20 protein-coding genes and 1 pseudogene are annotated in these 19,217 nt (G+C 59.5%); 5 read left to right on the top strand and 16 right to left on the bottom strand.

The annotated features are described in order from the left end of the window. Positions 1-4: 4 nt before the first annotated feature. The 5 genes from MUN80_RS00260 to MUN80_RS00240 form a co-directional block, all read right to left on the bottom strand. On the bottom strand, positions 5-886 hold the full coding sequence (locus tag MUN80_RS00260) for a ferritin-like domain-containing protein (protein WP_244718133.1): 882 nt from the start codon (positions 884-886) through the stop codon (positions 5-7). Between the two features lie 29 nt (positions 887-915). After that, entirely contained in the window at positions 916-1,314 is a 399-nt protein-coding gene (locus tag MUN80_RS00255; RefSeq protein WP_244718131.1) for a ferritin-like domain-containing protein, read from the bottom strand. 14 nt (positions 1,315-1,328) lie between these two features. Beyond that, positions 1,329-1,610 (bottom strand): hypothetical protein, encoded by a 282-nt coding sequence (locus MUN80_RS00250; protein ID WP_244718129.1) that lies wholly within the window; start codon positions 1,608-1,610, stop codon positions 1,329-1,331. Between the two features lie 225 nt (positions 1,611-1,835). Beyond that, positions 1,836-2,648, bottom strand: coding sequence for a ferritin-like domain-containing protein (locus MUN80_RS00245; RefSeq protein ID WP_244718127.1), 813 nt, complete (start codon positions 2,646-2,648; stop codon positions 1,836-1,838). A gap of 28 nt (positions 2,649-2,676) precedes the next feature. Further along, the gene (locus MUN80_RS00240) at positions 2,677-3,402 is read right to left on the bottom strand and encodes a ferritin-like domain-containing protein (RefSeq protein ID WP_244718124.1); all 726 of its coding nucleotides are present in this window, start codon (positions 3,400-3,402) and stop codon (positions 2,677-2,679) included. A 290-nt stretch (positions 3,403-3,692) separates the two neighbouring features. Here MUN80_RS00240 and MUN80_RS00235 point away from each other — a divergent pair, with 290 nt between their 5' ends. The 3 genes and pseudogenes from MUN80_RS00235 (at position 3,693) to MUN80_RS00225 (ending at position 7,162) form a co-directional block, all read left to right on the top strand. After that, positions 3,693-5,153: a BatD family protein gene (locus MUN80_RS00235; RefSeq protein ID WP_244718121.1), complete on the top strand. Its 1,461-nt coding sequence runs from the start codon at positions 3,693-3,695 to the stop codon at positions 5,151-5,153. Positions 5,154-5,263: 110 nt separating this feature from the next. Next, a pseudogene (aroC, locus tag MUN80_RS00230) lies at positions 5,264-6,339 on the top strand (chorismate synthase). Between the two features lie 196 nt (positions 6,340-6,535). Then, positions 6,536-7,162 carry a NifU family protein gene (locus MUN80_RS00225; protein WP_244718118.1) on the top strand — a complete coding sequence of 209 codons (627 nt, stop codon included), beginning with the start codon at positions 6,536-6,538 and terminating at the stop codon, positions 7,160-7,162. Positions 7,163-7,349: 187 nt separating this feature from the next. Here MUN80_RS00225 and MUN80_RS00220 read toward each other — a convergent pair whose 3' ends face one another. The 11 genes from MUN80_RS00220 to MUN80_RS00170 form a co-directional block, all read right to left on the bottom strand. Continuing rightward, positions 7,350-8,231, bottom strand: coding sequence for a DUF5777 family beta-barrel protein (locus MUN80_RS00220; protein WP_244718115.1), 882 nt, complete (start codon positions 8,229-8,231; stop codon positions 7,350-7,352). Continuing rightward, positions 8,173-8,832 (bottom strand): YceI family protein, encoded by a 660-nt coding sequence (locus tag MUN80_RS00215; RefSeq protein ID WP_244718112.1) that lies wholly within the window; start codon positions 8,830-8,832, stop codon positions 8,173-8,175. The genes MUN80_RS00220 and MUN80_RS00215 overlap by 59 nt, the downstream gene beginning before the upstream one ends. A gap of 12 nt (positions 8,833-8,844) precedes the next feature. Next, a complete protein-coding gene (locus MUN80_RS00210) occupies positions 8,845-9,216 on the bottom strand; it encodes a hypothetical protein (RefSeq protein WP_244718109.1) in 372 nt (123 codons plus the stop codon). A 65-nt stretch (positions 9,217-9,281) separates the two neighbouring features. After that, a complete protein-coding gene (locus tag MUN80_RS00205) occupies positions 9,282-9,968 on the bottom strand; it encodes a hypothetical protein (protein ID WP_244718107.1) in 687 nt (228 codons plus the stop codon). A 605-nt stretch (positions 9,969-10,573) separates the two neighbouring features. Beyond that, positions 10,574-10,855: a hypothetical protein gene (locus tag MUN80_RS00200; protein WP_244718104.1), complete on the bottom strand. Its 282-nt coding sequence runs from the start codon at positions 10,853-10,855 to the stop codon at positions 10,574-10,576. Further along, the gene (locus tag MUN80_RS00195; protein WP_244718101.1) at positions 10,830-11,426 is read right to left on the bottom strand and encodes an RNA polymerase sigma factor; all 597 of its coding nucleotides are present in this window, start codon (positions 11,424-11,426) and stop codon (positions 10,830-10,832) included. The genes MUN80_RS00200 and MUN80_RS00195 overlap by 26 nt, the downstream gene beginning before the upstream one ends. Positions 11,427-11,617: 191 nt before the next feature. Then, positions 11,618-14,626 (bottom strand): protein translocase subunit SecDF, encoded by a 3,009-nt coding sequence (gene secDF, locus MUN80_RS00190; RefSeq protein ID WP_244718098.1) that lies wholly within the window; start codon positions 14,624-14,626, stop codon positions 11,618-11,620. A 132-nt stretch (positions 14,627-14,758) separates the two neighbouring features. Continuing rightward, positions 14,759-15,124: a hypothetical protein gene (locus MUN80_RS00185; RefSeq protein ID WP_244718095.1), complete on the bottom strand. Its 366-nt coding sequence runs from the start codon at positions 15,122-15,124 to the stop codon at positions 14,759-14,761. Between the two features lie 238 nt (positions 15,125-15,362). Further along, positions 15,363-15,992, bottom strand: coding sequence for a uridine kinase family protein (locus MUN80_RS00180; RefSeq protein ID WP_244718093.1), 630 nt, complete (start codon positions 15,990-15,992; stop codon positions 15,363-15,365). Positions 15,993-16,099: 107 nt separating this feature from the next. Continuing rightward, a complete protein-coding gene (locus MUN80_RS00175) occupies positions 16,100-16,690 on the bottom strand; it encodes a non-canonical purine NTP diphosphatase (RefSeq protein WP_244718091.1) in 591 nt (196 codons plus the stop codon). A 179-nt stretch (positions 16,691-16,869) separates the two neighbouring features. After that, positions 16,870-17,268 (bottom strand): hypothetical protein, encoded by a 399-nt coding sequence (locus tag MUN80_RS00170; RefSeq protein ID WP_244718089.1) that lies wholly within the window; start codon positions 17,266-17,268, stop codon positions 16,870-16,872. A 192-nt stretch (positions 17,269-17,460) separates the two neighbouring features. Between MUN80_RS00170 and MUN80_RS00165 the strand changes: the two genes are divergently transcribed. Both MUN80_RS00165 and MUN80_RS00160 read left to right on the top strand, forming a co-directional pair. Next, entirely contained in the window at positions 17,461-17,706 is a 246-nt protein-coding gene (locus MUN80_RS00165) for a type B 50S ribosomal protein L31 (RefSeq protein ID WP_187321552.1), read from the top strand. A 204-nt stretch (positions 17,707-17,910) separates the two neighbouring features. Beyond that, positions 17,911-19,146 (top strand): GlmU family protein, encoded by a 1,236-nt coding sequence (locus MUN80_RS00160; protein WP_244718087.1) that lies wholly within the window; start codon positions 17,911-17,913, stop codon positions 19,144-19,146. Positions 19,147-19,217 lie beyond the last annotated feature (71 nt).

Below are 19,217 nucleotides of genomic sequence, written 5' to 3'. Positions count from 1 at the left end.
TAGGCTAGCTGTAAATGAACAGCGCGGCAATGGTGCTGGCCGTGGTAGAGCTGATAGGCTCATCGAAAGCCTCACCGATGCTGATTTTTGCTTTCTCCGGGGTGGTGGTTACAATCTGGGTGGTGTCGGTGGGGAAGAAGGGAATCTTGCCATCGGCAACGGGCAGCTGCTGCCGGTCCAGATGTTCGTCGGCATACACCGCGTCGGTAACCCCAGCGGTGGTAATCACCTCGTCGGCGCTGCTCACCCAGGCCCGCACGTTGGCTCCCTGGGCGCGCCGCAGGTTGCGGATGTGGGCTGCGTGCCGGGCTTCTACGGCATGAATGCGGATGGCGGCTTCGAGCAGGTCATTATCGGTAATGAGGGTGTCGGCCTGGCCCTTATAGGCCCGCACACCGGTGTCCTCCAGCAGCTGGGCTACTTTGAGGAACGTAGCGAAGTCCTGGAAAACCGTGGGAAACAAGGCGGCCTGCTTCCCGTTTTTGCTGCCGGTAAAGTCGAACAGAGGCTTAGCCGGCGGCGTGACGCCCGAGATGCGCAACGTTTCCTGCAGAAACGCCACGTGGTCTTGCTCGTGCTGGTAAATCTGTTGGAATACAGCTTTGGAGTTGCCGGGAAATACCAGACCCGAGGCCAGCGCTTGCTTGTAGAACTCACTTTCCAGGTATTCCAGCGTCAGGGCCAGCGTGAAGGCATCCAGCACCGTGTTAGAGCGGCGGCCGTAGGCTTTGGTAAGCATAGTGCCGAATGCCAGGGGCACGGCTGCGGCCACGGCCCGGCGGCCCGTTTGGCCCAAACTGGCTAGCGCCCCCCGGCGCCCACTGAGGCGCTGGTAGGACTCGGAGTCAACGGCGGCAAGATCAGCGAGCAGTTGGAGAATGTTCATGGCAAAGAATAAGCGGAGCCGTTGCCTGCTTAGGCGGTTGGCAACCCGGAGCTAAGAATGGTATAGGGCAAAAAGACGGCGGCGGCGGCCAGCACCTGCGTCGGCGTCAGGACGGCGCCTAGGCCACTGGCCCCGACGACTTCGTCAAAAGGGTTGGCAGGCTGCACCAAGTCCCGGATGAAGGCAGCGTGCCGGGCTTCCACTGAGGCAATCTTGCCGACCAAAACCAGGTTGGCCTTCGAAGTAAACAGCTTGGCGGCCCCGTTGTAAGCTGCCACGCCCAGATCTTCGAACGTGCGTGCTGCGGCCAGCACCCCAGCCCGGGTAGTGAAGTTGATGGAGGTGAAGTTGAATTCGAGGTTTGGCAGAGCGGTGCTGCCAATGAGCTGGCGGAAGAATTCACGGTGAATTACTTCATGGTCGCGCACGTCGGTCAGGGCCGTCAGCTCGGCGGCGGGCAGGTCGCTCGGGGCGTCGTTACCACCCGCTGGTAAAAGGCCGCTTCCAGTTGTTCGAGCAGCAGCAGGTAGTTGAGCACCCCCGCATCCCCGGTTCCCAGGTTCACGACTGGCACATCCGGCGTGGTAGGCGCCACGGTTTCTTCGTCGCCGACGCAGCCCGACAAGACCAGCGTGGAAGCAGCAACAGTAGCCCCGGCTACCCGAAAAAAGGAGCGGCGCCGCATGCTGCGGGCCAGGAAGGAAGTGGAAGCAGACTCAGACATTAGCTAAAAGTACGCGGCAGAAAAACGGGACTGCCTAGATACAGGAGGCAGCCCTTACAAAGGTACTCCGATAAACTGGGATGCACCAATGACAGGAGTAACGAGCCGGGGCAAAGGTTGCGTATGCCCCGGCAACCGCACCTAAGTAAAAACACAAGAGCGGCTGACTCCGCAGGGAAGTCAGCCGCTCGTGTATTGGCGGTTTGGCAAGAAGCCGGGCTGGTATTATACTACCAGACCACCGGCGCGGGACGAATCCAGCACTTCGGCCATCGTCAGAATTTCGTCGAACGAAGCGGCCGCGTCGTTGGCCGTGTAGGTCGTGCCCAACTGCGTAGTCAGGTTTACGCCCGACTGCGTGACGTTGCTTTCCGGAATAGCGCCGGTGTAAACCGGGCCCAGCGGAGCCGGCAGGCTCGAATCGGCAGTGGGAATCCAGGGAGTCTGAGCCCGCATGGTGCGGATGTGGGCGGCGTGGCGTGCCTCTACCGAGTGAATTTGCAGGGCTACCTGAAGCAGGCTGGTGGTACCGGCCATTTTGCCCATCAGGTTACCAGCCTGGCCTTTGTAGGCCCGCACACCGGTATCTTCCAGGGCCTGAGCAAAGGCCAACTGGGTGGTGTAGTCGGCGGGGAACTTGGCAGGATCGAATTTCTTGCCGGCTACGGGCGTACCGTTCAGGGCCTTGATGGTGTTGGTGAGCAGCGTTACGTGGGCCGTTTCGTGCTTCTTGATCAGGGCAATGGCGGCAGCGGGAGCTCCGGCCGGCACCTGACCGGCGGCAATCATCTTGGCGTAGAAGTCTTCTTCCAGCAGCTCCAGAGTGAGAGCGTAGTTGAGAACCTCCACCACCGAGGGAGCGGTAGTCTGGCCGTAGGCTTTCTGGAACAAGGAAGCTACAAAAACCGGGGCGGCGGCCAGGGCGCCTTTCTTGGCAGTTTCGCCCAGGGTTTTGAAAACGGCGCGGCGGGAGTCGAAGCGGCCAAGTGCGTCAGAGTCTACCTCCGACAATTGCTCGATGATGCGAAATATGTTCATGATGGGGAGTCGTTAAACGGAGAAGAAATTACTTGCCGACGTTGGTTGCGTCGAGCTTTTCCTTGATGAAGCCTTGGGCCGCAGCAATAACATCGACGGGCTCCAGAGCTTTGTCCAGGCCGGTGGCGGCATCCACGATGGAGTCGTCGGCGAAGCTGCCATTGGAAATCAAGTCCCGCACGTAAGCCGCATGACGGGCTTCTACCGATACGATCTGGCCCGCAATTACCAGGTAAGCGGCCGTTTTGAGGTACTTGCCCGCGCCATTGTAGGCCTGCACGCCCAGATCCTCGAACGTTCTGGCGGCGTTCAGCACCGCAGTCCGCTTGGTGAAGTCGATAGAGTCGAAGTTGGGGTTCAGGTCGGCAATGATCTTTCCCGGGGCGTCGCGGTTAATTGCAGCCTTCAGGAAGTCGCGGTGAATGGCTTCGTGGGCGGCTACCTGGTTGAAATAATCTTTCTCCGTGTTAGAGAAGTCGCTGGCCGGGCTGGCCTTTACACGGGCATAGAAAGCAGCTTCGAGCTGTTCCAGAGCATAGGCGTAATTGAGCACGCCTACGTCGCCTGAGCCCAGGTTAACCATACCTGGCGTAGATACCGTGTCATCGTCATCATCGTCGCAGCCGGAGAGCAGCAGGGCGGTAGCGCCAGCCGTAGCACCGGCGTACATGAAGAAGGAACGTCTTTTAATCGGAACGTAGAGGGGCTTGGCGAACTCGGCCTCATCTCCACCGGAAGTGATGATCTTAGACATGGGAGGAAATTGTAAGGGTGAAAGGAAAGAATGGGCAAGGCGCTGCCAGTACGGCTTTTAGAGTCGTTTTTTGCAGGACAAAACCCAGATGCTGTTGAGATTTGAAACCATTTACGGCACGGCTTTAAAAACGGATTGCTATTGTTGAGCTTTTTCTGTATAACCAGAAGGCTATATAGAGCCAGGGCAAAGGCCGGGGAAAGTGGATTCAGCCTGGTAGAGACGTTTTTATGTAGCTTTGCGCCCTCCTTTTTAGCGTTCGAATGACGGCCCAACTGCGCGTATTTTTTTTGCTACTTCTGTTCCTGGCCGGAGTAGGTGGGCCGGGACGTGCGCAGTCGAAGCCGGGGCAGGCCGACATTGTGCTGGGCCGCGCCAGCTTTCCGGTCAACGACTATTTCACCATCAGCTTCCGGTTGCGCGGGGCTCCATTAGAGCGCTACTCGGCGTTTCCCGACATCGAAGGCTTCAAGAAAAGCAGCAAGTCGAGCACCACGACTACACGCATCGTGGGCGGGCAGACCTCCACGGAGCTGACCATCACCCAGCGCTACGCAGCTTATAACGAGGGCGAGTTTGAGCTCAAGCCCTTTACCATGACCATTAATGGGCAAACGGTGCAGTCGGCAGGGAGCAAGCTGCAGGTATTGCCCCAGCAAGACGCGCCGCCCCCGCCCACGGCCGGTGGGGCCGTGCAGGGGCTGGGGTTGCTCGATAAGCTTTTTGGCAAGCCCAAGCCCCAGGAGTATGTGGAGCCCCACGACAACGCCTTCATGGCCCTGGTGCCCGACAAAACCACCGTTTTCGTGGGCGAAGGCGTACACGTGGGGCTATACTTTTACCTCACGCCCGCCGACCAAGGGCTGCTGAGCTTCTACAACTTTGGAGGCCAGCTGCCCGAGATTCTGCGGCTCTTACGGCAGCGTACGGCTTGGGAAGAGCCCTTCAACGAGCAGGAAATTGTGCCCGAGACGGTGGTGGCCGGCGGCAAGACCTACCTGCGCTACCGACTCTATGAAGCCGAATACTACCCGCTGAACACCCAGCCGCTGACGTTTCCGGAAATCCCGCTGCAAATGGTGAAGTACCGGGTGGCCAAAAAGCCCGAAGCCGGCCTCGACAACCGCATGGAGGGCTTCAAAATCTACCGCACGGCCCCGCGCACCATTGCTGTGAAGCCCCTGCCGCCTCACCCGCTGCGCGACCAGGTGCCCGTGGGCGACTACCGTTTACGCGAAGCCATTGACCGCACCACCTTCCGGACCGGCAAGGCCTTTACCTATTCGTTTACGGTGGAAGGCGAGGGCAACCTGGCGGCGTTGGCTGCCCCGGTCTTGCCGCCCTTGCCAACCGGCGTGGAAGTGTACGGCCCCGATACCGAACTGGGCGTGACCCGACAGGGCGGCCGGGTAGGTGGCAGCAAACGGTTCGTCTACCGCCTGATAGGCCGCCGCCCGGGCGTGCTGGCCCTCGACAGCCTCTTTCACCTAGTTGTGTTCAACCCCAGCACCGCGCGCTACGACACGCTGCGGGCCGGGCTGCGGCCCCAGCTGAAAGGGGCCGAGAAAACCGTGGCCGTGTTCAATGCCCGCCCCGACGACCCGTTCTACCAGGACGTGCTGGAGTCGGCCGACAACGTGCTGCAGCCCCGGGACGCTTACACCGAGGTGCGGCGCTACGCCAACTATATTCTGCTGGCACTAGGGCTGCTGGCCGTGGTGGGCTGGTGGCGCAGTGGCCGTCGGGCGTAGGTTGGGGCCATTCGTAAGCTGAACCGGCGTAATTTTTCATCTACCGCCCGCGCCTGGCTCCCAAACTCAAGTTTTAGCGGTTCCTTTGCGGCCGAACTGACTTTTTGCCCATGAATACCTTCGGTACCTTATTCCGCATTACCACCTTCGGCGAATCGCACGGACCCGGCATTGGCGTCGTAATCGACGGGTGTCCGGCCGGTGTGCCTATCGAGGTGGCTACCATTCAGGCGGCTCTGGACCGTCGCCGGCCCGGGCAGTCGGAGCTGACGACCCCGCGCAAGGAGGCCGACCAGGTAGAGGTGCTGTCGGGTATTTTCAATGGGCAAACGACCGGCACCCCCATTGGTTTGCTCATCCGCAACCAGGACCAGGCCAGCCACGACTACTCCCACATTGAACACGCCTACCGTCCCTCGCACGCCGACTACACGTACGATATGAAGTATGGGCAGCGCGACTACCGGGGCGGGGGCCGCAGCTCGGCCCGCGAAACGGCGGCCCGGGTGGCGGCTGGGGCCGTGGCTGGTGAGTTTCTGACCCAGCACGGTATCAAAGCCCTGAGCTACGTCTCGCAGGTGGGCGCGGTGGCCGTGCCCGTGGGCTACGAGCAGTTGGATCTGAGCCTGATTGACTCGAACATGGTGCGCTGCCCCCATCCCGCCACCGCCGAGCAGATGACCGAACTGATTCGCCAGACCCGGGACCGGCAGGATACTGTCGGCGGGCTGGTGACGGGCGTGGTGCAGGGTGTGCCGGCTGGGCTGGGGGAGCCCGTATTCGATAAGCTGCACGCCGAGCTGGGCAAGGCCATGCTGAGCATCAACGCGGTGAAAGGCTTTGAGTACGGCTCAGGCTTTGCGGGCACCCTGCTGTTTGGCTCCGAGCACAACGACGCCTTTTACACCGACGAGCAAGGTCAGGTGCGCACCCGCACCAACCACTCGGGCGGTATTCAGGGCGGCATCAGCAACGGGCAGGATATTTACTTCCGAGTTGCCTTCAAGCCCGTGGCTACCATTCTGCAGCCCCAGGCCACCATCAACGACCAGGGCGAGGAAATCACTCTGGCTGGTAAAGGTCGCCACGACCCCTGCGTGCTGCCCGGGCCGTACCCATCGTGGATGCCATGACCAATTTGGTAGTGGCTGATATGTTGCTGCGGGCCCGGGCCAACAAGGCGTAAGGGGCCGGCAAGTAACTGAGCTTCTGCCATTGCCAAGCGGGCTGCCAGCCATTCTGGCGCGGGACCTGGTTACCAAACTGCCACTACTTGCGTACCTTCGCAACATATAGTGCGTGGCACGGTTTTACCGCCACTGCTGTTTACTACTTTAGCGCAGCTTCCTGCGTCATCTCTATCGTCTCCAAGTCTTTCAAACATGGCTGATACCCTCACTTCCCCCGCTGCCCCGGTTTCCATCTACGCCGAAGCCAGCCCCAACCCCGAATCCATGAAGTTCGTGCTCAATACCCAGCTGCTTAGCGACGGGGTGAGCGTGGATTACCCGAACCTGGAGGCCGCTGCCAACTCGCCGCTGGCCCAGGAGCTGTTCAACTTCGACTACGTGAGCCGGGTGTTTATTGCAGCCAACTTCGTGACCATCACCAAGGCCTCGGACCTGACCTGGACCCACCTGATTCCCGAGCTGCGCACCTTCTTGAAGTCGTATGTGGAAGCTGGCGGCCCTATCTTCACCATCGACCCCGTGGCCGAGCAGAAGGCCGCCCAGCAGGCCGTCGCTACCGGCGACGCCTCGGAGCAGGATCAGCAGATCAGCCAGAAGGTTATCGACCTGCTCGAAAACTACGTGCGCCCCGCCGTGGAGCAGGACGGTGGCAACATCACCTTCCGCTCCTACAACAAAGGTGTGGTAACCGTCAACCTGCAGGGCTCGTGCTCGGGCTGCCCCTCGGCTACCGTCACGCTCAAGTCGGGCATCGAGAACCTGCTCAAGCGCATGGTACCCGAAGTAACCGAAGTCGTGGCCGAAGGCATCACGGTATAAGTACTTCCCAGATTTATATAGAAAAGCCCGGCTAGCAATAGCCGGGCTTTTTTTGTGCTTACCTGTCTGGGCTTTCGGGAGGGTGTAAACAAATAAAAATAAATTTGTTTACACCCAAGCTAGGAGTACTTGGCTGGGTGTAATCAAATAAAAATAAATTTGTTTACACCCAGTTATGCCCTACTGCTCACCGGCTTTTCACAGTGAAGGCCCGGCTCACGTTGAAGCCGAAATAAATGTCGCCGTCGAAGAAGTTGCCGGTGGTTTGAGGCACAAACAGGCTTTCCATCATGCCCTGGGCATTGGTGAAATGCAGCTGGAAGACGTGCCCACCAGTTTCGATGTCGACGCCCAGGCCCAGGGCGTTGCGCATATCGGTGGCGGTAGCCCCGGGCAAGAGGTAGAAGTAGTCGGCCGTGAGGGCCAGGCGCTTGGTGAGCTTCTGGCGCACGGCCGCGCCCAGGGCGTACACGTCGTTTTCGGCCCGCTTGCTGTCCACGAAGTTGCGGTGCACCAGCGTGGGCATAAGCTGCACCGATAAGGAGGGGCTAAACTTGCGCGCAATCAGGGCTTGGTAGGTATAGGCCAGGCGGGTGCGGGTGGTGCGCTCGGGCTCCACGAATTTCAGCGACGTAAGGGCCGACGAGGCTAGCAGCGTCACGGAAACCGGCATGGCGTGGGTCCCGGTGCTTTGCCGCAGGGCCTTGTATTTGACGAATCCGTCGAAAGTTTTGTCCTGAGAGCTACGACCCACACCCAGAGCTAGCCTATCAGTGAGGCCGTACTCAAAGCTCAGGCGCAGCACGGCTTGGTCAAGGCCAAAGAAGTTATAGGCCCCGCTGTTGAGCGTGCCAAACCGGTGCTGAATCAAGAACAGCAGCGTGCCCTGGCCCGGCGTCTCCACCGATTGGGAGTTGATAATGTGGGTGCCTTTGAAAGTAGCCTGGGTGAAGTCGGGCACGCGGGAGTGGGTGCTGTCGGCGGCTTTGGCTTGGAGCTCCCGCAGCAGGTCATCGTCCTGGGCCAGGGCCGGCACGGTACCGAGTAGCAGGCCGGCAAGCAGGACCAACTGGGGAAAAGAGCGAAGAAAACTCATCGGGCAGTGGCGGTTTGAGACGAGGGGTAGGGTCGCAGCTAAAGGCCAGGGTTACTTCCATGGTCTTGGCAATATTGTCGCGGACCAGGGCCGGGATTTCAATGTTGTAGTCGGCCGGGGCCACGTTGAATTTCGAGCTTACCAGCAGGTGGCTGTCCTTGAGCTCCAGCGTGCCGGGCACTCTCACCCGCCGCTTCACCCCGTGAATGGTCAGGTCGCCTTCCACCTGCACGCGCTGGAGGCCGGTGCCCGGCAACTGCCCCGGCTGAAAGCCCACCACGGCGCCCGAAAACGTGGCCGTGGGGTACTTCTCCGACTCCACATAGTTTTCGTTGAAGTGCTCCTGCATCAGGGTACGCTTGAACACGAAGGACTTCATGGGCACGCTGAAGGCTACTTTACCAGTATTCATATCGAGCACGCCGGCAGCCTGGGTGCTGCGGCCCTCGATGTCTTCGAGAGGCGTGCCGGAGAAAAAGCGAATCGAGCCGGTGCGGGTCGAGTATTTGCCCTGGGCCTGGGCAGTCGGCAGCAGGAGCAGCAGGCCGAGGCCGAGCAGTAACAGATGTTTCATAGCAAGAAGGGCTTAGTTGTTGGGGGCTTGGTCTGCCACCCATTTCTGGATGCGGGCCACGTCGCAGTCCGAGAGTTTGGGCATTCCCTTGGGCATGGGCGAGAAGCCGGGGGCGTGACTCGTGACGCCCACCAGCCTACCGTTGTCGGCGTAGCGTTTGGCCTGGGTGTAGCCTTCCAGGTTCACGTTGCCGCTCGGAAGCCGGGCACTGTGGCAGTTGCGGCAATTCTGGTCCAGGATAGGCGAAATCGTGGCGGCGTAGGTGGTGCTCGTCACGTCGCACTCTGCCGTGGGCTGCTTGGCAAAAAGCTCTTCGGCATTGTCGTAGGCGCAACTGCTGAGCATAGCTAGTCCGCCAACCAGAAAAAGTACTGGGCGTAGCATATAAAACAGGAAATGATGGCAGCAGAAAGCCGAGGAGGCTATAGCCGACGGCTCGTGTTAGCGACTTAGCGCGTCGGGAGCAAGTGGTATTTAAGGCTGAAAAACACGCCGGCGCTGCTGAGCTTCACCTTCCCGAAGCCCACGCCGCCCAAGGGCACTTTTACAAACGGCTCGGCCTGTCCTGACCAGCGCTGGCCGAAGTCCCGCTCGTAGCCCGCCGACAGGTTTACCACGCTTAGCCAGTGGTTGGAGCCGTTGGCCACGTTCCAGTTGCGGGTATAGTACTTGCCGTAGTACTCATAGTCGTAGGCGTACTGCTCGTCGCGCATGAGCAAGGAGGTCAGGCCCGCCGATACAAACACGGAGGAATTTTCTCGGTACACCACGTCGTAGCGCAGGTTAATGGGCAAATCAATGATGCGGCACACGGCCCCCACGTGGTCAATAGTGTAGTTGCCGTCCCAGGTGCCGGCCGGCACGGTGTAGTCGCTGCCGCGGGCCACGTAGCGCTTCACCGAGCGAATAGCGGCCACGTTAAGCCGGAGCCGGTCGGTGAAACGGTATTCTACCAGTACGCCCAGGTTGCTGCCCGGCGAAGTGGTTTTGGTCCAGCCCACCGTGCTCAGCTCCGGGGCATACAGCCCGCCGATGCTCAGGCGATACGCTGGCTTCACGCGGTGGGGCAGGTCTTTTTCCTGCTGAACTGAATCGGTCGGCGGGGCCGGGGATTCGGCCCCTGCCGCTGCAACCACGGGAAGCAGAGTAGTTGCTGAATCCCCGGCCGCGAAGGTGGCTCCTGAAGGGCGGTCGGGCAGGGGCTCACCACCCGGCTGCGTAGCCGCTGCAACAGCTGTTCCAGGAGTCACCGGTGCGGCCGCCGCGGGTTGGTCGGCTTTGGAAGTCGGGGCCGGCACAACGGAAGCTGGCTGCCGGTCCGGATTGTTGGCGGCTAGGGTTGCGGCTGGGACCAACAATCCGGTCTGGGATTGAGGAGCAGGCTCGGTAGCAGTTGGATGAGCCGCTGGAATGATGACTGCTGGACTAGAATTTTTGGCTGAAGGTGCCGTCCTGTTTTCGGCAGTAGGTTGAATCGTCGGTTTAAGCCAACCGGTCGGTACCACAACTGTTGCCAAACCAATCGGGCGGCGCGTGGAGTTTGTAAAACGGCTGGGGCGAGCCGTACCCGGGGTTGTCGGCTGGGTTGGCAAGGCAGATTCCGCTACCGTAGAGGAAGAATTCGGAATGCTCGAAATTACTGCTGGGACCAGTGAGCGGGCCGGTTGCGGCTGAGGCAGGGCCAGCGGTCCGGCGGTGGGCCGCTGAACAGCTTGCTGAAGCTGCGGCCGGGTAGTTTCCGTCAAAATAGCCACAGACCGCGCCGCGCCCGTTGGCCCAGCCGCTTTTTCCAGCCGATTGTAGCGGCTATACCCCACCAGCCCAGCAGGGCCATGAGTACCACCACGGCTTCCAGAGCGAAGATGCGCAGCACCCGCTGACGCACAAGCTGCCCGGCGGCAGCTTCGTCCAGCTTCCGCTCCATCTGCAGCCAGGCGCTGAGGTTATGTTCGTCGGGATAGTTCTCGGCGCTCCGCTGAAACAGCGCGTCGAGTTCCTCATCCGACATATCCGGCGTACGCATGGTGGTTGGTTTGTTTGAGTAGGTGCTTGAGGTGGGCGCGCGCCTTGGACAGGTTGGATTTGGAAGCTCCCACCGAGATGCCTAGCTGGGTGCTTACTTCTTCGTGGGTAAAACCGTCGATGACGTAGAGGTTGAACACCGTGCGGTAGGCCGGGGAAAGCTGCTGAATCAGGTGCAGCAGCTCTTCGTAGGAAAGTGTGTCAAGGGCCGAGTGGCCGGGGTCGGCCTCGGCAAAAGCCACCTCATCGAGTTCCTGCTGGTGTTGGTGCTTTTCCTGGCTGCGATAATGGTCGATGGCCGTGTGAATCATGATACGCTTGAGCCAGCCCCGAAACGAACCGCTGACTTCGTGGCGGGCCACGTCGAAGCGACTTATGTCGCGGAATACTTTCATAAACCCGTCGTTGGCGGCCTCCATGGCTTCGTCGCGGGTGCGGGTGTAGCGCAAACACACGCTCAGCGCGAAGCTGTAGTAAAGCCCATACAGCCGCCGCTGTGCGTCGCGCTCCGCCCGCCGGCAGCCAGCCAGCAGGGCGATGAGCATCTCGGGGTCGTGGTCAGGTAGCGGCACGGCGGCGGGGGTTATATCCTGCGACTCGGAGGGCGGCGAAGAATGGTTGCCTCAGTTTATAAAATTTATAAAAAAGACGGTTAGGCAGCTGTAAAAGCCACAATAAAAAAAGCCTGACCACTAGGGCCAGGCTTTTTCTAATCATTCACAAGATCCGATGAATTCAAAAAAATCCGTCGAATCCGTGGTTTTTACTGTACCGTGGTCGACAGCTTGGGCGCGTCGGCATCGGTGATAACCGTCGAGGTAGTCGTGCCCCGCTCGCGGGCTTCCTTGCGGCCGTAGGTGTCGAGAATGATCGGCGTGGCGATGAACAGCGACGAATACGTACCGAAAATAATACCCACAATCATGGCGAAGGAGAACGAGCGCAGCGTTTCACCACCGAAGATGTAGAGTACGATTACCACCAGGAATACCGTGGTAAACGTAATCATGGTCCGCGAGAAGGTGCTATTCAGGGCTGGGTTTACTACCTGAGCAAACGTCAGGTGCGGGTTTTCACGCAGGTATTCCCGGATCCGGTCGTAGATAACCACGGTGTCGTTCATCGAGAAGCCGATGATGGTCAGCACGGCGGCCACGAAGATCTGGTCCATTTCGTAGTTCAAACCGAACAGACGGGCAATGGGGTAGGCAGCAATAACCAGTAGGGCATCGTGGAACAGAGCCACTACGGCGGCCATCGAGTACTGCCACTTTTCGAAGCGGAACAGTACGTAGACGAAGATACCCAGCAGGGTCAGGCCCAGGCTCAAGACCGATGTCTTCTTGATATCGTCGGCAATGGTAGCGCCTACTTTCGAGGTGCTCTTGATCTGCGGGTTGTCGGCGCCATACTGCTTCAGGCCGGTCAGCAGGGCGTTCTGCACTTTCTCGTCGGCGGCTACGCTTTCGTCCTCGGCCAGGTAGCCGGTCGTGATGCGCAGACGGTTCGGGGCGCCGAAGGTTTTCACCTCGGTACCGGCACCTTTAAAGTCATCGGCCAACGATTCTTTCACGTCGGAAGCAACTTCGGCCTTGCTGAAGTCAACTACGTAGCTACGGCCACCGCGGAAGTCAACGCCCAGGTTGGGGCCACCCTGCACGGCCATCAGCACGAAGCCGATGATGATGAAGATGGTCGAAACGGCGTAGGCAATCTTGCGCTTGCCCACGATGTCGAAATTCAAGCCCTTGAACAGGTGACGCGAAATAGGCGTGCTGAAGGTGATGCTGGTCGTTTCCTTATTCTTGGTGAGCCACTCAATGATAAGGCGCGACACGAATACAGCCGACAGGAACGAGGTCAGTACGCCGATACCCAGCGTAATGGCGAAGTTCTGCACCGGGCCCGTACCGAAGAAGCCCAGAATGATGGCAATCAGCATCGTCGTCACGTTCGAGTCGAAGATGGCCGAGAAAGCGCGGGCGTAGCCTTTGTTGATGGCATCTTTCACGGTCAGGCCGTGGTCGAGTTCCTCGCGGATACGCTCGAAGATCAGTACGTTGGCGTCTACGGCCATGCCGAAGGTGAGCACCAGACCGGCAATACCGGGCAGGGTGAGGGCGGTGCCGAACTGAGCCAATACACCCAGAATCAGGAAGCCGTTGAAGAGCAGGGCAGCATCAGCCACCAAGCCCGCCTTGCCGTAGTACACGGCCATGAAGATCATAATCAGTACCAGACCAGCCAAGGACGAGTACAGACCCTGGTTGATGGCTTCCTGACCGAGCGAGGGACCCACTACGGCCTCTTCCACGATGCGGGTAGGGGCGGGGAGTTTACCGGCCTTCAGTACGTTGGCCAAGTCCTGGGCTTCTTCAATTGAGAAGTTGCCCGAGATGCTGGAGTTGCCACCGGCAATTTCAGCCTGCACCACGGGAGCCGAGTACACGTAGTCGTCAAGAACAATAGCAACCTGGCGGCCAATGTTGGCGGCCGTCAGACGCTGCCACTTCTTGGCGCCCGAAGGGTTCATCTGCATCGAAACCTCTGGGCGGCCACCCTGGTCGTAATCCTGGCGGGCATCCGATACTACTTCGCCACCGAGCGGAGCCGTAGCCTCCCGCGACTTGCGGATAGCGTAGAACTGCAAGTATTCCTGGCCTTCGATTACGTCGGGCTTCACACCCCACAGGAAGGTCAGGTTAGCGGGCAACACGGCCCGTACCTCGGGGCTCTTCATCAGGGCATTCACGCGGGCGGTGTCGCGCACGTTCGAGCCCAAAGCGCCGGGCATCGTGAAGAGTTTAGCAAGGGCATTGCCCTGCTGGGGGTTAGCCGAATCAGCGGCAGTAGCCGTGTTGGGCTTCTTTTTAGCCAGCTGGCTGGCCAGCGAAGAAGAGTCGCCGGCGGCAGCGGTGGCAGCCGTAGCGGTGGTGTCGGTGGTAGCGGCGGCCGGCGTGGCAGCAGCAGTGCCGTTGAGTTTCTCAGCGGCTTCTTTGGCCGTCAGCACTTCGCTGAGTTGGTTGAAGTAGGGGCCAAACTCGTCGGTGCGCCACACTTCCCAGAACTCCAGCTTCGCCTGGCCCTGGAGCAGCTTCCGTACGCGGTCCGGGTTATCCACGCCGGGCAGCTCAATCTGGATGCGGCCCGTGCCTTTCACGCGCTGAATGTTGGGCTGGTTTACGCCGAACTTGTCGACGCGGGTACGCAGGATGTTGAAGGAACGGTCAATAGCTTCTTCCTCTTCCTTGTCGATGGCGGCAATTACCTTCTCGTTGGGCGAGTTGATGTCGATGCCACGGCTCTTGTTGGTCGTGTTAGCGAAGATGCGGGCCAACTTGTCGTTGGGCGCGATGGTGCGGTAAGCCTGGGCAAACAGCGCCGTGAAAGGCGTCGACGGGTTGGTCTTCTGCAGCTCCTGGGCTTGAGCCAAAGCCTTATTAAAGTTCACATCCTTGGAGTTGCCCGACATAGCCCGCACAATTTCCACCGGCGAAACTTCCAGCGTTACGTGCATACCGCCTTTCAAGTCGAGGCCGAGGCCCAGCTCCGAGGCGCGTACGTCGCGGTAAGTGTAGGGGCCAAATACGGGGGCGCGCCACACCGAGTCGAGGTAGTGCTGCCGCTGCCGCTCGTCGAGCTTACCGCCCTTGGAGGCGTAGGCTACGGCATCCTTCTGCACCCCACGGGAAATGTAGGTGAAGAAGAGAAAGTACGCGCATAGAGCCGTCACGACGGCCGTCAGCGCGATAATAAGTCCTTTATTACGCATTGAGAGAAACTAAAATGTATTCGGGGAAAGTAATCCGGATCGGGCGGCGGAGCTAGGTCCGCCGCGCGTCGACTGCACTTGCAGCAGCAAGTCGGCTCCTCCTGAGTAGAGCCGCGCAACAGGCCGGCTCGGTTAGGGAGCGTGCGGCGACAAGGCTGCTACCAGCAGCCGGGAGCGGAACAAATCGGGTACGGCACTCGGCCGGGGCTGCAATACGGCCGCCTGCGGTTGCAGACGGGGCCATACCAGCGGTTCGGAGTCGGGCGCCCAGGCGTCGGCGGCCGGAGCCAGCCACAAGCCCAGCGGAGCCGTAGCTTCCAGCAGTACTTTCTTCTTGACCAGTGCCGCTTTGGGCCCCGCACCCACGCGCGTTTCCTTGCCCACCGGGAGCCGGTAGGTGGCAACGGCCTGGTGGTTCAACGACAGCACAAACAGCAGGGTAGCTGTGAGCAGCGTGAAGCGCAGGCGAGGCAAAAAGTGGCTGATAAACTCTGGCATTCTCAAGGCAATGGCTACAAATATAACCAAACCCGGTAGCGCGGGCAAGGGAAAAGCGGCAGGTGGGGTCGGAAAAAACTAACAATCGTTCTTAAAATTCGTAGCCGGGGCTTCCAGAAGTCTGCAACCCAAGGCTGCCCCAACCAAATTTCAGCTTCATCTTGGGCATGAAAAAGCCTCGGCCGGTTCCTGAGGCAGGAGCCAGCCGAGGCTTTTTTTGATACTGTTGAATGGCGGACTAGTGCTTGCCTTCTGCCACTTTATGGCGCAAAAACGACACGAGAACCTCCAGGCCCCGGTCAAAGTGGCGGTTGTTGGGAATCACGATGTCGGCATCCTGCTTGAAGGGCTTGATGTACTTCTCGTAGGTCGGTGCTACGTGGTTGGTGTAGCGGTAAAGCACATCTTCCAGGTCGTAGCCCCGCTCGTCCCGGTCGCGCACGATGCGGCGCTGCAGCTTCACGTGTTCCCGGGCATCGATGTAGACTTTCAGGTCGAGCAGCTTGGCTACTTCCTCGAAGTAAAACACGAAGATGCCTTCCACCACCACAATAGGGGCGGGCCGAAATACCAGCTCGGCGGGTTTCACGTTGGGGTTATTGAAGGTATACTCCTGGCGGCGCACTTCCTTGCCCTGGCTGATTTGCAGCACGTCGGCGGCGTAGGCGGCCGAGTCGATGGAAGACGGCAGGTCGAAGTTGGTGACGCCGTTGACATCCATCGACTGATTTTCGCGCGGGTGGTAATAGTTGTCCTGCGAAATCAGGCAGATGTCTTCTTCCGGAAACGAGGCCAGCAGGCGGCGCAGAAAGGTGGTTTTGCCCGAGGCGCTGCCGCCCGTAATACCGACGATGAAAGGATGTTGCATGGGGTGGGAATGGGCCCGTACCGACAGGGCCAACCCTGCAAAAGTAGCAAAATGACTTGTGCCGCCGTGTTTTCGGGCCGTCCCCAGAGCGAATATTTCTGTTGAATCTACATTTGGGCCGCCTGGGCTTGTAAAAAGTTGACCAGTTGCTCCACGGCCCGGGCCCGGTGACTCAGCGCGTTTTTCTCGGCCAGGCTCATTTCGGCGAAGGTCACGGCGTGGCCTTGGGGTTGAAAAACCGGGTCGTAGCCAAAGCCGTCTACCCCCCGTAGCTGCTCAGTGATAATGCCATCCACGGCCCCGGCAAACTCGTGCACCGCGCCATCGGGCAACACCAGCGCTACCACGGTCCGGAACTGCGCCGCCCGGTTGGTTTGGCCCTGCAGCTCGTGCAAGAGCTTGGCCACGTTGTCGGCGGCGGAGCGCTGAGGCCCGGCGTAGCGCGCCGAATACACCCCCGGTTCCCCGTTCAGGGCCGCTACTTCCAGGCCCGTATCGTCGGCAAAGCAGGAGGTTTGGTAATTATTCCACACATACTCGGCTTTCTGGCGGGCATTGCCTTCCAGCGTGTCCTGGGTTTCGGGCAGCTCTTCGTGGCAGCCAATATCGCGCAAGCTCACCAGCTCGATGCTGGCCGGCAGCATAGCCCGGACTTCGGTGAGCTTGTGCTCATTGTTGGTAGCAAAACAAATCCGCATGGATGAAGGGATGAGATGGTGAACTGGTGAGGTAGCAAGTTTGGGACTAAGCCCCGATGTTGAGCTCAGGTCCTCGGTTAGGCCACGCCGGGAAGCTGCGGGCCAAAGATACGCGCACAAAAAAACCGGCTCCGCGCCGGCTTGATTATTCTGCAACTCATTAGTTCACCTCTCACTGCCTAGCGAAACATCGACTTGATGCTGCCCCAGGAGCGCTGTACGGCGCTGGGCGTTGAGCTGAGCACAGTGGTGTAGTTTTGGTCGCCGGTGGTGGTGTGCACCGTCAGGCGGTAGGTGAAGGGCCCGCCGCCAGCCGTGCCGCGGTACATGTTGGTGTCCAGAAACTGGTAGCGCCGCTGGCTATTGGGCGTCTGAGTGCCCAGGTGGGCAAAGGCGGGCTCGTTGTTGGCCTTACGCCACAAATCATAGCTCTGTACGCCGGTTTCGTTGGTTACTTCCCACTCCACGCGCACGTTAGAGCCATCGAAGCTGGCCTGAAATAGGGTAATCGTGGCTCCGTAAGCCAACGTACCTAGCAGCAGGCAAAATGTAAAAAATAGAGTAGCACTACGACGCATAAAAAGGCAACAGTAGGATTAGGAAATAGTAAGGCGCGACCAAAAATATGCATTTTCCTGTTTAGGAGGCTCACAATCCTGTTAAAAGTAGAAAAGACGCAGGACGTTTTTAAAATCCGGAGCTAACGTGTACTTTTGCAGTCCCTTCCGCAAAATCGGCAGGGCCAGAAGGTTTAAAACGGCATCACGACCATGAAAAAAGACATCCACCCCGAGTATCGCGAAGTTGTGTTCCAGGACACGTCCAGCGACTTTAAATTCATCACCCGCTCGACGATGAACTCCAACGAGACCATCACGATGGAGGACGGCAAAACGTATCCCGTCATCAAGGTGGAAGTTAGCAGCGCCTCGCACCCTTTCTACACCGGCAAAAACGTGTTTATCGACACCGCTGGCCGCGTTGAGAAATTCCGCAACCGCTACCAGAAGAAGTAATTCTGGTCAGTGGCCGCAAGCGGATGCCTGCAGCTTACTAGATTATACAAAACTCCTTTCGGCCTGGCTGGAAGGAGTTTTTTGTTGCCTCAACCCCTGAATTTTCGGCCCGGGTCACCCGCAAAGTTGGCGCCCGGGCAAGCGGTTGTAGGCTTGAGGCGCTAACTTGCGGCTCTGTTTCCCGCTTATCTTTTCTTGCCCCGCATGACTGTTCTGCTCTTCGACGACCCGGCCATCCGGCCCCACCTGTTGCCCTTTACTTTCACCCGCCCGGTAGCAGCCCTGCGCTGCGGCATCCTGACAGTAGCCGAAAAGTGGGAGCACCGCCTCGGGCAGCCCGTGCATTACCTTACCGAGCAATATCTGCAGGCCAAATACCCCGCGGGCCTCGTCGGTGGGCCCGCATTAGTCATCAATGGCGCCGTGTGCCCCGACGAGCTGCTGACCAAGCAGGTACAGGCCTTGCAGCCCGGCGAAGCCCTCATGGATGGCGACTTGCTGGTAGCAGCCCACTTGGAGAATGCCACCAACATTGCCGAACTGATTCAGGATGGCTTTACTAATACCCGCGAAGTGGCCGAGCCGGTGCTGGCGCTGCGGGAAGTGTGGCACCTGTTTTTGCACAACGGGGCCGAAATCCGCCGTGACTTTGCCCTGCTTACCCACGGCCGCCAGTCCCAGCCCGTAGGGGATGCCCACACCATTGTGTACGCCCCCGAGAATATCTTTATTGAGGAAGGCGTCAAGATTCGAGCGGCTATTCTCAACGCCGAGGACGGCCCGATCTATTTGGGCAAAAACTCCCAAGTTCACGAAGGCGCCATTATCAAAGGTCCGCTGGCCTTGTGCGAAGGGTCACATATCAACGTCGGGGCCAAAATGCGCGGCGACAATACCGTGGGGCCCTACAGCAAAGTGGGCGGCGAAGTCGGCAACTCCATTCTGATGGGCTATTCCAATAAAGGTCACGACGGCTACCTGGGCAACTCTGTTATTGGGGAGTGGTGCAACCTGGGCGCCGATACCAATACCTCGAACCTGAAGAACAACTACGCCCCAGTCAAAATCTGGAGCCACAGCGCGGGCCGCTTCGTGAACACCGGGCAGCAGTTCTGCGGCCTGATGATGGGCGACCATAGCAAGTGCGGCATCAACACGATGTTCAATACCGGCACGGTGGTGGGCGTGGGGGCCAATATCTTTGGGGCCGGCTTTCCGCGCACGTTCATTCCCTCGTTTAGCTGGGGCGGGTCTGCGGGCTTCGAAACCTTCAAGATGCCCAAAGTAGCCGAAGTAGCCGAGCGGGTTATGGCCCGGCGCAAACTGGCCTACGACGCCACCGAGCAGGCCATCATGCAGCACGTCTTCGACCAGACGGCCAAGGACCGGATTTGGGAAAAGGCCGTCGGGAAAGAAGCCCCGGCTGCCGCGGCTGAGTAAAATTCTGGGGAAGTCTTACGTTAGGCGTGGCCAAGGGTGAGACTTTCCCGTCCCGCGCTGCAAGCCCGGAA

It is taken from the genome of Hymenobacter cellulosivorans, from assembly GCF_022919135.1.
In the GTDB taxonomy this organism is placed as follows: Bacteria; Bacteroidota; Bacteroidia; order Cytophagales; family Hymenobacteraceae; genus Hymenobacter; species Hymenobacter cellulosivorans.
Note: the sequence above shows the minus strand (reverse complement) of the source record. Positions and strands in the feature narration are given on the sequence as shown.

Bases quoted from the DNA above. Each gene is read 5' to 3' on its own strand.
- MUN80_RS00250 (WP_244718129.1), bottom strand. From the start codon at position 1,610: ATGTCTGAGTCTGCTTCCACTTCCTTCCTGGCCCGCAGCATGCGGCGC.
- MUN80_RS00210 (WP_244718109.1), bottom strand. From the start codon at position 9,216: ATGCTACGCCCAGTACTTTTTCTGGTTGGCGGACTAGCTATGCTCAGC.
- MUN80_RS00165 (WP_187321552.1), top strand. From the start codon at position 17,461: ATGAAAAAAGACATCCACCCCGAGTATCGCGAAGTTGTGTTCCAGGAC.
- MUN80_RS00240 (WP_244718124.1), bottom strand. From the start codon at position 3,402: ATGTCTAAGATCATCACTTCCGGTGGAGATGAGGCCGAGTTCGCCAAG.
- MUN80_RS00225 (WP_244718118.1), top strand. From the start codon at position 6,536: ATGGCTGATACCCTCACTTCCCCCGCTGCCCCGGTTTCCATCTACGCC.
- MUN80_RS00245 (WP_244718127.1), bottom strand. From the start codon at position 2,648: ATGAACATATTTCGCATCATCGAGCAATTGTCGGAGGTAGACTCTGAC.
- MUN80_RS00160 (WP_244718087.1), top strand. From the start codon at position 17,911: ATGACTGTTCTGCTCTTCGACGACCCGGCCATCCGGCCCCACCTGTTG.
- MUN80_RS00260 (WP_244718133.1), bottom strand. From the start codon at position 886: ATGAACATTCTCCAACTGCTCGCTGATCTTGCCGCCGTTGACTCCGAG.
- MUN80_RS00170 (WP_244718089.1), bottom strand. From the start codon at position 17,268: ATGCGTCGTAGTGCTACTCTATTTTTTACATTTTGCCTGCTGCTAGGT.
- MUN80_RS00215 (WP_244718112.1), bottom strand. From the start codon at position 8,832: ATGAAACATCTGTTACTGCTCGGCCTCGGCCTGCTGCTCCTGCTGCCG.
- MUN80_RS00175 (WP_244718091.1), bottom strand. From the start codon at position 16,690: ATGCGGATTTGTTTTGCTACCAACAATGAGCACAAGCTCACCGAAGTC.
- secDF (WP_244718098.1), bottom strand. From the start codon at position 14,626: ATGCGTAATAAAGGACTTATTATCGCGCTGACGGCCGTCGTGACGGCT.
- MUN80_RS00200 (WP_244718104.1), bottom strand. From the start codon at position 10,855: ATGCGTACGCCGGATATGTCGGATGAGGAACTCGACGCGCTGTTTCAG.
- MUN80_RS00185 (WP_244718095.1), bottom strand. From the start codon at position 15,124: ATGCCAGAGTTTATCAGCCACTTTTTGCCTCGCCTGCGCTTCACGCTG.
- MUN80_RS00180 (WP_244718093.1), bottom strand. From the start codon at position 15,992: ATGCAACATCCTTTCATCGTCGGTATTACGGGCGGCAGCGCCTCGGGC.